This is a genomic window from Arthrobacter sp. P1_B9, assembly GCF_056406495.1.
The window spans coordinates 421,573-435,269 of record NZ_JBFUAA010000002.1; the positions used below are offsets into that span (position 1 = coordinate 421,573).

Annotated in this window: 10 protein-coding genes; 9 read left to right on the plus strand and 1 reads right to left on the minus strand. The window is 67.5% G+C overall.

Features of this window, described 5'->3' with window-relative positions; genetic code table 11:
• Positions 1 to 100: 100 nt before the first annotated feature.
• From AC1D1A_RS04525 to AC1D1A_RS04535, 3 genes are all read left to right on the plus strand, one after another.
• The gene (locus tag AC1D1A_RS04525; protein WP_476947222.1) at positions 101 to 2,185 is read left to right on the plus strand and encodes an acyltransferase family protein; all 2,085 of its coding nucleotides are present in this window, start codon (positions 101 to 103) and stop codon (positions 2,183 to 2,185) included.
• Positions 2,186 to 2,465: 280 nt separating this feature from the next.
• Positions 2,466 to 3,977 carry an IMP dehydrogenase gene (gene guaB / locus AC1D1A_RS04530; protein WP_018773740.1) on the plus strand — a complete coding sequence of 504 codons (1,512 nt, stop codon included), beginning with the start codon at positions 2,466 to 2,468 and terminating at the stop codon, positions 3,975 to 3,977.
• Positions 3,978 to 4,109: 132 nt separating this feature from the next.
• Positions 4,110 to 5,960: an ABC transporter ATP-binding protein gene (locus tag AC1D1A_RS04535; RefSeq protein ID WP_028275742.1), complete on the plus strand. Its 1,851-nt coding sequence runs from the start codon at positions 4,110 to 4,112 to the stop codon at positions 5,958 to 5,960.
• Here the strand turns inward: AC1D1A_RS04535 and AC1D1A_RS04540 are convergent.
• Positions 5,947 to 6,579: a hypothetical protein gene (locus AC1D1A_RS04540; RefSeq protein WP_230007195.1), complete on the minus strand. Its 633-nt coding sequence runs from the start codon at positions 6,577 to 6,579 to the stop codon at positions 5,947 to 5,949. The two genes, AC1D1A_RS04535 and AC1D1A_RS04540, sit on opposite strands and share 14 nt — an antisense overlap.
• A 54-nt stretch (positions 6,580 to 6,633) precedes the next feature.
• Between AC1D1A_RS04540 and AC1D1A_RS04545 the strand changes: the two genes are divergently transcribed.
• The 6 genes from AC1D1A_RS04545 to guaA all read left to right on the plus strand — a co-directional run bounded on the left by AC1D1A_RS04545 (position 6,634) and on the right by guaA (position 13,623).
• The gene (locus AC1D1A_RS04545; protein ID WP_230007196.1) at positions 6,634 to 7,770 is read left to right on the plus strand and encodes a GuaB3 family IMP dehydrogenase-related protein; all 1,137 of its coding nucleotides are present in this window, start codon (positions 6,634 to 6,636) and stop codon (positions 7,768 to 7,770) included.
• Between the two features lie 92 nt (positions 7,771 to 7,862).
• A complete protein-coding gene (locus tag AC1D1A_RS04550) occupies positions 7,863 to 9,614 on the plus strand; it encodes a glycerol-3-phosphate dehydrogenase/oxidase (protein WP_476850306.1) in 1,752 nt (583 codons plus the stop codon).
• Between the two features lie 89 nt (positions 9,615 to 9,703).
• Complete coding sequence (locus tag AC1D1A_RS04555) at positions 9,704 to 10,192, plus strand: PTS sugar transporter subunit IIA (protein WP_028275739.1); 489 nt, start codon at positions 9,704 to 9,706, stop codon at positions 10,190 to 10,192.
• Positions 10,193 to 10,420: 228 nt separating this feature from the next.
• Entirely contained in the window at positions 10,421 to 11,353 is a 933-nt protein-coding gene (locus AC1D1A_RS04560; protein WP_476947223.1) for an SURF1 family protein, read from the plus strand.
• Positions 11,350 to 11,859 carry a DUF3817 domain-containing protein gene (locus tag AC1D1A_RS04565; protein WP_476947224.1) on the plus strand — a complete coding sequence of 170 codons (510 nt, stop codon included), beginning with the start codon at positions 11,350 to 11,352 and terminating at the stop codon, positions 11,857 to 11,859. The genes AC1D1A_RS04560 and AC1D1A_RS04565 overlap by 4 nt, the downstream gene beginning before the upstream one ends.
• Before the next feature lie 174 nt (positions 11,860 to 12,033).
• On the plus strand, positions 12,034 to 13,623 hold the full coding sequence (guaA, locus tag AC1D1A_RS04570) for a glutamine-hydrolyzing GMP synthase (protein WP_079550220.1): 1,590 nt from the start codon (positions 12,034 to 12,036) through the stop codon (positions 13,621 to 13,623).
• Positions 13,624 to 13,697 lie beyond the last annotated feature (74 nt).

Genomic DNA, 13,697 nt, shown 5'->3' on the forward strand with positions numbered 1-13,697 from the left:
GGCCAGGCGTGTGAAGGACACCGCCGGGCCCGTGTGATTGGCAAAGAAAATTACGTTTCGGTAACATTGATGTTTTGGAAACCGGCCTGAAGGGATCTTTGTGTCGAACGAGCGAACCACCTTCACCCCGCCACGGGCGGATGCAGGTTCTCCGGCGACCCGAAAAACAAGCTACCGCCCCGAAGTCCAGGGCCTTCGCGCCCTCGCGGTCCTCATGGTGGTCACGTACCACGTGTGGCTGGGCCGGGTCTCCGGCGGCGTGGACATCTTCCTCCTCATTTCAGCCTTCCTGATGACACTCAGCTTCACGCGGAAAGTCGAAAGCGGCGCGCCGCTGCGGCTGCTCAGCCACTGGCTGCATCTGCTCAAGCGCCTGCTGCCCGCCGTCGTCGTGGTGGTTCTCGGCGTCCTCGCCGGCACCTGGGCCATCCTGCCGCAAAGCCGCTGGCCCGACGTCCTTGAACAGGCCTGGGCCTCCCTGCTGTACCGGCAGAACTGGCTCCTGGCGGACAGCGCCGTGGACTACTACGCCCAGGACCATTCGGGTGCGAGCCCGCTCCAGCACTTCTGGTCACTCTCGATCCAGGGCCAGGTGTTCGTGCTCTGGCCGCTCGTCTTTGCCGGCACCGCACTTCTTTCCCGCCTGCTCCGCCGCCGGACCCGCCAGGACCACGTCCTGCTGCGTTACCGCTCCCTGCTGGCCGCGGCCTTCGGCGCCATCTTCGCGGTGTCCCTGGCCTACTCGATCCAACAGACCGCAACGAACCAGGCCCACGCCTACTTCGACACCGGAGCCCGGCTCTGGGAGTTCGCGCTCGGCTCGCTCCTGGCCCTCGCCCTGCCGTACCTGAAACCGGGCAGGGTCCTGCGCGTCGTGCTCGGCTGGGCCGGCCTCGTGGCCATGCTCTCCTGCGGGCTCCTGCTGACCGTGGACCGTTCGTTCCCCGGATTCATCGCGCTGTGGCCCACGCTGGCCGCCGCGGCGATCATCACCGCCGGTCAAAGCGGCAGCCGCTTCGGGGTTGACCGCTTCCTGACCTGGAAACCCCTGGTGGCGCTGGGGGATAACTCCTATGCGCTCTACCTCTGGCACTGGCCGCTGCTGGTCCTGGCCCTCGCCGGGGCGGGCATCACGGCGCCCAACCTGTTCCAGGGGCTGTGCATCGTTGCCGCGTCCCTCTTCCTGGCCGTGCTCACCACCCGTTTCGTCGAGAAGCCGCTGCGCGAATGGCACTGGCCCAAGCGCCGCGCCTGGCGCACCGCCGTCGTGATTGCCGCCTGTGGTGCCCTGCTGGCGGGTCCCGTCGCCGTGTGGCAGAGCCAGCTCCTGGCCGACGAAGCCGAGGCGGCGTCCCAGCCCAAGGAACTGACTCCCGGCGCGGCCGCCCTGGCCCCGGAAAACGCCGGCAAACCCACGCCGGAAGCCAAGATCATCCCCGCGCCGGCGGCGATGAAGAACGAGTGGGCGGACATCGACGGGCTGTGCACGGACGCCAACGTCCCCAGCGACCCCCTGCTTCAGGGGTGCCTGCAGAACAACAAGCCGGAAAAGGTCACCAAACGGATCGTGGTGCTCGGTGACTCCCATGCCCAGCAGTACATGGCGGCGCTGGGCCCCATCGCGAAAAGCCACGGCTGGGAAGTTGTCACGCTCCTGAAGGGCAACTGCCGCTTCGGCGGGGAGTCCCCGGAGCGGGACGCGGACTGCAACGCCTTCAACCGGGCCAGCGCGCAGTACGTCCTGGACCACCGCCCCGACGCCGTTTTCACGGTTGCGTCCCTGACCCACAAGGAAGCGCCGTTCGAGACCGAAGTGCCTGAGTACCTGGCGGGCATCAAGCCCTTCACCGACGCCGGCATGGACGTGGTGGGCATCCGCGACAACCCCCGCTTCACCATCAATATGCCCGAGTGCGTCCAGAAGAACGGCCCGGATGCCTCGGAGTGCAATGTGCCGGAGCAGGAATCGCTCGCGGGGTCCTCGCCGCTGGACGCGTACCGCGGCCAGGTGCCCAGGCTGCACCTCATGGACATGAGCGATTTCATCTGCGCCAACGGAACATGCCCCGCGGTGGTCGGCAACGTGTACGTCTACAAGGACGACAACCACCTGACCAAGACGTACGTCCAGACCATGATCCCCATGTTCGAACGGCGGCTGCTCGCCGCCACCGGCTGGAAGTAGTCCGACGCCGACCGGCCGGGGAGCAGCACCGGCCGGACGGGGGAGCCGGGGGAGCCGGGGGAGCCGTCCGGCATGGGGCGGCTTACATTGAAACCGGACATTACCGCCCGGAATATGGCTATCGCCGCCAAGGTTCTACTATTTATTGAGGACTTCTGCACGAATCATCTGCACGAACCTTCTGCATGACCTTCTGCACAGGCCAGACCCGTAATGACGGGCTGGTCATCTGTTGCAACCCCTACCCGTGAACCCGTAACCCAAGGTAAGAGGCGCACTCATGACCCAGCCCGAACACGATCCCTTCGGCTTCATCGGCCTGACGTACGACGACGTCCTGCTCCTGCCCGGCCACACCGACGTGATCCCCTCGGAAGCGGACACGTCGTCCCGGATCTCCAAGCGCATCACGGTCCAGACCCCGCTGCTCTCCGCCGCGATGGACACCGTCACGGAGTCCCGGATGGCCATCGCCATGGCCCGCCAGGGCGGTCTCGGCGTCGTGCACCGCAACCTCTCCATCGCCGACCAGGCCGACCAGGTGGACCGGGTCAAGCGCAGCGAATCCGGCATGATCACCAACCCCCTGACCATCGGCCCCGAGGCCACGCTGGCCGAGCTGGACGAAATCTGCGCACGCTACCGCGTTTCCGGCCTGCCGGTCGTGGACGAGGGCAACAGGCTGCTGGGCATCGTCACGAACCGCGACACCCGCTTCGTGCCCGAATCCGATTTCCCGCTGCGGCTGGTCAGCGATGTCATGACCAAGATGCCGCTCGTGACCGGACACGTCGGCATCAGCCGCGAGGAAGCCTCGCACAAGCTGGCCACGAACAAGATCGAGAAGCTCCCGCTCGTTGACGAGCAGGGCCGGCTCAAGGGCCTGATCACCACGAAGGACTTCACCAAGGCCGAGCAGTATCCGCTCGCCACCAAGGACGACGAAGGCCGCCTGCGCGTCGGCGCGGCGATCGGCTTCTTCGGCGACGGCTGGGAACGCGCCATGGCGCTGATCGACGCCGGTGTGGATGCCCTCTTCGTGGACACCGCGAACGGCCACTCCCAGGGTGTGCTGGAAATGATCCGCCGGCTCAAGTCCGATCCCGTTGCCGCGCACGTGGATATCATCGGCGGCCAGGCCGCCACCCGCGAAGGCGCCCAGGCCCTGATCGACGCCGGTGCCGACGGCATCAAGGTCGGCGTCGGTCCCGGGTCCATCTGCACCACCCGTGTGGTGGCCGGCGTCGGCGTGCCGCAGATCACGGCCATTTACGAGTCGGCGAAGGCCGCCATCCCGGCCGGCGTGCCGCTGATCGCCGACGGCGGCCTGCAGTACTCCGGTGACATCGGCAAGGCGCTCGTCGCCGGCGCCGACACCGTGATGCTCGGTTCCCTCCTGGCCGGTTGCGACGAATCCCCGGGCGACCTGATTTTCGTCAACGGCAAGCAGTTTAAGAGCTACCGCGGCATGGGCTCCCTCGGCGCCATGCAGACCCGTGGCAAGAACACCTCGTACTCCAAGGACCGTTACTTCCAGGCCGACGTCTCCGGCGATGACAAGCTCATCCCGGAAGGCATCGAGGGCCGGGTCGCGTACCGCGGTCCGCTGTCGTCGGTGGCGTACCAGCTGGTCGGCGGGCTCCGCCAGACCATGTTCTACACCGGCGCACCGACCGTGGCGGAGCTGAAGGCGCGCGGCAAGTTCGTCCGCATCACCGCGGCCGGGCTCAAGGAGTCGCACCCGCACGACATCCAGATGACGGTCGAAGCACCGAACTACGGGTCGCGCTAAGACCCGCTGCCCGAACCGGGTGAGCCCGCCGAAATCATGGTTTCGGCGGGCTCACCCGGTTTAAGGGCGCCCCGATTCCCGGCGGCGGTGCCGCTCACGCCCAGGCTCCGGTCCCGGAACTAGGCTGGAGGCATGTCCGAACTCCTGCCGGCACGCGCGCCCAAACGCAAGCTCGCGCTCAAGCCCTACGCCCGCGCCGTGGCACAAGTGCTGCGGGTGAGCTTCCGGGCCTCGCCCGCCGCCGTCGTCATGAAGGTCCTGGGCTCGCTGATCTCGGCACTGCTGCCGCTGGTCACGACGTACTTCGCCGCCCTGACCACCACGGCGCTGGCCGCCGCCTACGCGGGCGACGCCGACGCCGGCGCGCAGGCCGTCGTGTACGTCATCATCACCGCGGCACTCGGGCTCTTCTGGGGATCGTTCAGCAGCGTGGACCGCTACATCCAGCAGCTCATGAGTTTCCGGGTCGGCGCGATCGTCGGTGACCTGATGTACGAGCGCTTCCTGACCCTGGACTTCTGGCGCTACGACGACAAAGAGACCGTGGACCTGTATGACCGGGCGAAGCGTTTCTCCGACTCCTACGCCCGCGTCCTGGACCGGATCGCCGCGATTTTCACCCAGCTCGTCTCCGTGCTGCTGGCGATCGGCGCGCTGCTGCTGGTCAGCTGGTGGATCGCCGTGATCGTCCTGGTTGCGATCGTCCCCAGCGTCTACCTGCAGTTCAAGCTCTCCCGCGAACAGATCGCGCACTGGAACACCCAGGTCGATTCGCGCCGGCAGCGCAGGATGATCGAAACCAACCTCCTGCGGCCGCAGCACATCGCCGAGATGCGGCTTTACGGGATTGTCGGCTACCTGATGGGCCTGCGCTCCCGCCTGCGGGACGCCGATGAAAAGCGCCGGCTGGACTTCCAGAAGCGCTACATCCCCAAACAGCTCGCGGCCGATGCCCTGCAGTACGGCGCCGAGGTGGTCTCGCTGATCTGGGTGGTGGGCCAGATCATCGCCCGGGCCCAGCCGGTGGGGCAGTTCCTCTATGTCCAGCAGATTGTCAGCCGCGCCCTTTCGACCGCCAACAGCCTCGTCTCCTCACTGAGCTCAATCGATGAGGACCTGGCGAACCTCACGGACTACGAGCTCTTCATGGCCCTGCCCGTGCCGTCCGGCCACGCGCCGCCGCTGCTGCAGGCGCCGAAGACGGTGGAACTGCGGGACATCCGCTTCACGTACACCGGCAGCGAACTGGAGGTGATCCGCGGCATTTCGATGACCATCAGGCAGGGCCAGCACATCGCGATCGTGGGGGAGAACGGCGCCGGCAAGTCCACCCTGATCCGTATCCTGGCCGGGCTGTACCGTCCCGACTCCGGGCAGGTGATGCTCGACGGCGTGGACCTCGCGGCCGTCGACGTCACCTCCTGGCACCGGCACCTGGCGGTGCTCAGCCAGGAGTTCCTGAAGTATGAATTCGCCACCGCGGCGGAAAACATCTTCTTCGGCGACGTCGATTCGCCCCGCGACGACGGACGGGTCCGGCGCTCCGCCGCGGATGCCGAGGCCCTCGAATTCATCAACAAACTGCCCAACGGCCTGGACAACCACGTCAGYAACTGGATGGAGGACCCGCGCGGGCGGAAGGGCTCCGGCCTTTCCGGCGGGCAGTGGCAGCGGCTGGCGATGGCCCGGAACTTCTACCGCGGCGCATCGTTCATGGTGATGGACGAGCCGACGTCGGCCATCGACGCGCTGGCGGAACACCGGATCTTCACGCGGCTCTTCGCCGACCGCAGCAGCACCATCATCGCCATCAGCCACCGCCTGGCCACGATCGAGAAGGCCGATGTGGTCTACATGCTCGAGGAAGGCCGCATCGTGGAACAAGGCACCCACAGGGAACTTGTGGCGCGCCGCGGCCGGTACTTCCGGATGTTCGAGTCCCAGCTCACCGTCCCGGACACCGAGAACGTCAGCGGCGAGTAAGCGGAGCGCCCTCGATGGTCGTCCGCACCCGGGCCAGGCTGGGTTCGGGCGGGACGCTGCTGAAGCCGAAGCTGACGGCGGGGCGGATGGCGGTGAGCGGGCCGGCGTCGGCGCCGTCCCAGCTGACGGTCGCGGAGTCGATGCGGTGCAGATCGGTGACCCCGTAGTATTCCCGCCGGCCGCCCTTGGCCGTGCCCGCAGTGCGCACGCCGGGGATGATTCTGCCCGCAATGGGGTTGACCGCACGCAGCCAGCGCGGATGCACCGCCAGAGCCCGGGGGACCAGCCGCGCCACGGCGCCCAGCCGGGTGCGGGACCCGAGCCGGGCGCGGATCCGCAGCGGCCCGGCGTCGACGGCGAGCTGCCCCGCCCCATGCTCTGATGCCAGGGGCACGATGCAGGTCTCGTCGAAGTTATAGACCGCGCTGATGAAGCCGGCGGCCTCGACGCTCGGTGCCAGCAGGATCCGGTGGCCGGAGGGCAGCTGGACCATCGCGTCGGTGAAGGACCCGAACGGGGACTGCGTCCACAGGCCCACCACCGCGCGCAGGCCCGATCCCGTGCCGAGTCCGGCAATGTGTCCGTCGAAGATCCAACGCTGTCCGTTACGCCAAAGCATGACGCCACAGTACGCCGAAGCGGCGCCCCGCGTCCGCTGGGATAACCTAGAGCAGTGACTTACGAGATTGAGATTGGCCGTGGCAAGCGTGGGCGTCGTGCCTACTCCCTGGATGACATTGCGATCGTCCCCAACCGGCGCACCCGTGACCCCAAGGACGTCTCCGTCTCCTGGCAGATCGATGCCTACAAGTTCGACATGCCGGTCATCGCTGCGCCGATGGATTCGGCCATGTCGCCGGAGACCGTCATCGCCCTGGGCCGCCTCGGCGGACTCGGTGTGCTCGACCTCGAAGGCCTGTGGACCCGGTACGAGAACCCGCAGTCCGTACTGGACGAAATCGCGGGCCTCGCTGACGAGACCAACAGCCCGGCCGTCACCCGGCGCATGCAGGAGCTCTACCAGGCGCCGATCCAGCCTGAGCTGATCACCTCCCGCCTCGCCGAGATCCGCGCCGCCGGCGTCACGGTGGCCGGCTCCCTGACCCCGCAGCGCACGCAGGAACACTACAAGACCGTGGTGGCCGCCGGCGTCGACATCTTCGTCATCCGCGGGACCACTGTCTCGGCCGAGCACGTCTCCAAGGACCACGAGCCGCTGAACCTCAAGCAGTTCATCTACGAACTCGACGTCCCCGTGATCGTCGGCGGGGCGGCCGGCTACACCCCGGCCCTGCACCTGATGCGCACCGGCGCCGCCGGCGTGCTGGTCGGCTTCGGCGGCGGAGCCACCACCACCACCCGGCGCGCCCTGGGCATCCACTCGCCCATGGCCTCCGCGATCTCCGACGTCGCGGCGGCCCGCCGGGACTATATGGACGAGTCCGGCGGACGCTACGTCCATGTGATCGCCGACGGCGGCATGGGCTCCTCCGGCGACATCGTCAAAGCCATCGCCATGGGCGCCGACGCCGTGATGCTGGGCAGCGCCCTGGCCCGCGCCGACGAAGCCCCCGGCAAGGGCTGGCACTGGGGCCAGGAAGCCCACCACCTCGAACTGCCCCGCGGCGACAGGGTCAACGTGGGAACGGTCGGGCCGCTCGAAGAGGTTCTGTTCGGGCCCGGCCACCACACCAACGGCACCTCCAACCTCGTCGGCGCGCTGCGCCGTTCAATGGCTACCACCGGCTACTCGGACCTGAAGGAATTCCAGCGCGTCGACGTCGTCGTCTCGCCGTACGCCGGCAACTGAAACCGCGCGCGGGCCGTTGAGGGCCCTGCCCATCCGGGAAACTTGGACGTAGTCTGGTGCCCTACGAGGTTTGATCCGGATGGAGGCGTGACATGAACAGTTTTCCCGGCGGTTCTGCCGAGGCCGGAGGTGCCCTCGGGCCAACGGCTCGCGAGGCTTCAATCACTGTGCTCAGGGGCAGCACCGCCCCCGGCAAAGAGCTCGACATCCTGATCGTGGGCGGAGGCATCGTGGGTGCCGGCGCCGCCCTCGACGCCGTGACCCGCGGGCTCAGTGTCGGCATCGTCGAGGCGAACGACTGGGCTGCGGGGACGTCGTCGCGGTCCTCGAAGCTCATCCACGGTGGCCTCCGGTACCTCGAAATGCTCGACTTCGGCCTGGTCAAAGAGGCACTGCATGAGCGCGGCCTCATTCTCTCCGTCCTGGCGCCGCACCTGGCCCGGCCGGTCCCGTTCCTGTACCCGCTCCACAAACCGTTCCTGGAGCGGCCCTATGTCGGCGCCGGAATCGCCCTGTACGACGCGATGTCCATCACCGGCGGGCACAGCCGCGGCGTCCCCTTCCACAAGCACCTGTCCCGGCGAGGGACCCTGCGGGCCGCCCCCAGCCTCAAGGACGACGCCTTCGTCGGATCCATCCGCTACTACGACGGCCAGGTCGACGACGCCAAGTACGTCGCCAACCTCGTGCGGACCGCGGCGCACTACGGCGCCCACGCGGTCAACCAGATGTCGGTTGTGGACTTCGTGCGCGAGGGCGAGCGCGTGGTCGGCGCCAAGGTGGTCAATCACGAGGACGGCTCCAGCTTCAAAATCCGCGCCAAGCAGGTCATCAACGCCACCGGGGTCTGGACGGACGAGACCCAGGCCATGGTGACAGACCGCGGGCAGCTCAAGGTGCGGGCGTCCAAGGGCATCCACCTCGTGGTGCCCCGCGACCGGATCCAGTCCACGGTGGGGCTGATCCTGCGGACCGAGAAATCCGTGCTCTTCGTGATCCCCTGGGGCAGGCACTGGATCATCGGGACCACTGACACCGACTGGCACCTCGACAAGGCCCACCCCGCGGCCTCCAGCAAGGACATCGACTACCTGCTCGAGCACGTCAACAAGGTCCTCAAGCGCCCGCTGACCCGCGAGGACGTCGAGGGCGTCTACGCGGGGCTGCGGCCGCTGCTGGCCGGCGAAAGCGATTCCACCGCGAAGCTCTCCCGCGAACACGTGGTGGCCCACCCCGTGCCGGGTCTCGTGGTGGTGGCGGGCGGTAAATGGACCACCTACCGGGTCATGGCCAAGGACGCCGTCGACGAGGCGACGCGCAGCATGGACGAGCGTGTCCCGGCCAGCTGCACGGAATCCGTCCCGTTGCTGGGGGCGAGCGGTTTCAAGGCCGCGTGGAACCAGCGGAACCGGATGGCGGAGGAGACCGGCGTCCACGTTGCCCGGATCGAACACCTTCTCAACCGCTACGGTGCCATGACGCCGGAGGTCCTGGCGCTCATCGCCGACAGCCCGGAACTGGCCGAACCGTTGCCGGGCGCTGACGACTACCTGGCTGCCGAAGCCGTCTACGCGGCCACGCACGAGGGCGCCCGGCACGTCCAGGACGTCCTGACCCGCCGCACCCGGATTTCGATTGAAGCGTGGGACCGCGGTGTGTCCGCCGCTCCGGTAGTCGCTAAACTAATGGGAGACGTTCTCGGCTGGAGTGATGCGCAGCGCGAGGGCGAAATCAAGCACTATCTGGCCCGGGTTGATGCCGAGCGCCTGAGCCAACAGCAGCCGGACGACGAATCCGCCGATGCCGCACGGCTGGGCGTGGAGGACATCGTGCCCCTGCGCTAAGACTCAGCGCCGGCCGGCAGTGCAGGATTGCAACGCTAGTCATTGGACTGCCGGCCGGCGTCACTGACGCCACTTCGAAGGGACATCTCTTGGCGGAACCACTGGACCGGTACGACGCCGAGCTCACCACACCCGAGATGGTGATCCTCGAAATGGATGCCACGGACAAGCTCGACGCCACTGCCCAGCTCGCTGAACGCATGCATGCTGCCGGACGAATCTCCGATCTCGAGGGCTTCCTCAAGCAGGTCAATGCCCGGGAGCACCAGCTCGCAACCGGCCTGCCCGGCGGTGTCGGCCTGCCGCACGCCCGCAGCGAGCTCGTGTCACAGACATCCATCGCGGTCGGCATCACGAAGTACGGCAGGGCGCTGGACTTCGGCGCGGCCGACGGCCCGGCCACAGTGATTCTGCTCATCGCCACCCCGGCGAGCTCCTTTTCCGATCACCTCGAAGTGCTCGCGACGCTGGCACGCTCACTGTCGAAAGAGTCCTTCCGCGAATCGCTCCGCCGCGCCTACGACGCCGAAGTGATCGCCGAACTGATCAATTCCAGCCTGGTGTTCTTCGACCACTGAGATTGGGGCAGGCCCTTTCGTGTCGACTCCGTCGCCACGCAGGGACCCGGCTGCCCCTCTCTAGGGGCAGGCCCTTTCGTGTCGACTCCGTCGCCACGCAGGGACCCGGCTGCCCCTCTCTAGGGGCAGGCCCTTTCGTGTCGACTCCGTCGCCACGCAGGGACCCGGCTGCCCCACTCTCGATGGCCCGTTTCGCTGTTCTACACAGGGACGAAGTACCTTTAAGGGGTGCTGAAAACTGCCCTCAAACCCCGCTGGATCGCAGGACTCGTGTTCGCGATCGCCATTTCCGGGGTCTTTGTGCTGCTCAGCCAGTGGCAGTTCGGCCGTTCAACGCAGGCCGAAGCCCCGGTCTCCACCACAACGGAGCAAACGCGGCAGCTGACCTCGGTCCTGCAGCCGGGTGGGTTCTTCCCCGGATCCGTGGCTGACCAGATGGTCTCCGCCACCGGCAGCTACGACCCCCAGAAGCAGGTCCTCGTCCCCGGCCGGCTCAATGACGGGGCGAAGGGCTACTGGATCGTGTCGGCCTTCGCCGTCAAGGATGCCCCGGCCCTGAAAGGCGGCGGGGCCACACCGCAGACCTGGATTCCGGTCGCACGCGGATGGGTGGCGGATCCCGCGGACGCCGTGGCGCCGCCGTCGGGCACCATCGAACTGACCGGGCGGCTGTTGCCGTCCGAGTCCCCGCTGCCGCGGACGGATCCCGGACCCGGCCGCGCCAGCGCCGTCTCGGTTGCCGAACTCATCAACGACTGGAACGTCAGCAGCTACCCGGGCTTTGTCGCAGCGACCACCGAACTGGCCGGCGGCACCGACGTCGGGGCCGCGGCCGCAGGCGGCGACGTCAAACCCCTCCGGATCGGCCCGCAGCCGCCCGCGCAGCAGGTCAACTGGCTCAACCTCTTCTATTCCGTGGAATGGGTGGTCTTCGCCGGTTTCGCGTTGTTCATCTGGTGGCGGCTCGTCAAGGACGACTACCGCCGCGACCTCGAAGACGCGCTCGACGAGGAAACGGCCGGCGAAGAGCCCCCAACCGACCGCCACGCGGCCCACCACCACGCGGCCCACCACAACTCGGCCCACCACCAGGCGGCACAAGCGCCCACCGACTCCCATCCCACAGCCCCCCAACCCACAGACCCGAGAGTGCAATCATGATCGAGCCCCAGCCCGCCATCCAGCCGCAGTCCACCAACGGCACGGGGAATGCCGGGAAGAAGCGCCGCTTCGGCGGCACCGAGGCCCAAATCCGGTCCGCCCTGAAGTTCTACAAGGTGCTCGCCTACCTGACTGGCACGATGCTGCTGCTGCTCTGCGCCGAACTGATCGCCCGGTACGGCTTCGGTCAGTACCTCTTCGCCGGCGGCACCAACGCCGTCACCGGCCAGCCGTTCGGCCTCGGATTCGCCGACGCCGAGCCGCCAGGGGTGATCGGGGGCGTCAACCTCTCCATCACGGTCCTGATCGTGCACGGCTGGATGTACGTCGTGTACCTGATTTCCAACTTCCGGCTGTGGTCGCTCATGCGCTGGCCGTTCACCAAGCTGGTGGTTATGGCCCTGGGTGGCGTCGTGCCGTTCCTGTCCTTCTTCGTCGAGAAGAAGTTCCACGCCGAGGTCGAGGCCGAACTCGCAGCAAACCCGCAGGCGCCCCAGCGGTACTGAACCCCTCCTGGCCCGGCGCCCTTCCTGATCCGTCCCGATCAGTCCTTCCGGAACAGTGACACGACGCCGGCAGCCGCCGTCGGGCATGTGAGTTCGCTTACCTCGGCCCGCGATTCGGGCCCGCACCGGCTTCTCAATGTGCGGGCGGGCAGCGGCGCAAAGTAGGCTAGTGGGGTGACTACTCCCACTGCATCCCAGACGTCCCACAGGCCGGTTCTGGTTGTTGACTACGGTGCCCAGTACGCGCAGCTGATTGCCCGCCGCGTCCGGGAAGCGAATGTGTATTCGGAAGTGGTTCCGCATACGTACAGCACCGAGCAGCTGCTGGCCAAGAATCCCGCCGCGATCATCCTCTCGGGCGGGCCCTCGAGCGTCTACGCCGACGGCGCCCCCAGCGTCGGTGCCGACCTCTTCGAGGCCGGCGTCCCGGTCTTCGGCATCTGCTACGGCTTCCAGGCCATGGCCAACGCCCTCGGCGGCAAGGTGGCCCAGACGGGCCTGCGCGAATACGGCGCCACCGAGACCACCACCCTCGGCGAGGGCCGTTCCATCCTGGCCGGCATGCCCCAGCACCAGAGCACCTGGATGAGCCACGGCGACTCCGTCCACGAAGCCCCCGAGGGCTTTGAGGTCCTGGCGACGACGGCGGGCGCCGACGTCGCGGCGTTCGCCAATGAGGACAAGCGCCTCTACGGCGTCCAGTGGCACCCCGAAGTCAAGCACTCGGCCTACGGCCAGCAGGTCCTGGAAAACTTCCTCTTCAAGGGCGCCGGGCTGGAACCGAACTGGACCACCGGCAACATTCTGGAAGAGCAGGTCCAGCGGATCCGTGACCAGATCGGCGACGCCCGGGTCATCTGCGGCCTCTCCGGCGGCGTCGACTCGGCTGTGGCCGCCGCCCTGGTACAGCGCGCCGTCGGCGACCAGCTGACCTGCGTCTTCGTGGACCACGGGCTGTTGCGCGAGGGCGAAGCCGAACAGGTCGAACGCGACTTCGTGGCCGCCACCGGCGTCAAGCTCTACGTCGCCAACGAGCAGGAGCGCTTCCTGAGCGCCCTTGCCGGCGTCAGCGATCCCGAGACCAAACGCAAGATCATCGGCCGCGAATTCATCCGCGCCTTCGAGGAAGCCGAACTGGCGATCATCGCCGAGGCAGCGGCGCACGGGGAGAAGATCAAGTTCCTCGTCCAGGGCACCCTGTACCCCGACGTCGTCGAATCCGGCGGCGGCGAGGGTGCGGCCAACATCAAGAGCCACCACAACGTGGGCGGGCTCCCCGAGGACCTGCAGTTTGAACTGGTTGAACCGCTGCGCGCCCTGTTCAAGGACGAGGTCCGCGCGGTGGGTGCCCAGCTCGGCCTGCCGCAGGAAATCGTTGGCCGCCAGCCCTTCCCCGGCCCGGGCCTCGGCATCCGGATTGTTGGCGATGTCACCAAGGAACGCCTGGACCTGCTCCGCAAGGCCGACGCGATCGCCCGCGCCGAGCTGACCGCGGCCGGACTGGATGACGAAGTGTGGCAGATGCCCGTGGTGCTGCTGGCGGACGTCCGCAGCGTGGGCGTCCAGGGCGACGGCCGCACTTACGGACACCCGATTGTCCTGCGCCCCGTGTCCTCCGAGGACGCCATGACCGCCGACTGGTCGCGGCTGCCCTACGATCTCCTGGCCCGGATTTCCAACCGGATCACCAACGAGGTGGAAGGCGTCAACCGCGTGGTGCTGGATGTGACCAGCAAGCCGCCGGGAACCATCGAGTGGGAATAGCAATCTGAGTGGCCGGCCTTTCGAGGCCGGCCATTTCATTTTGTTCCTGACAATGTTTCTGACAATTCAGCCTG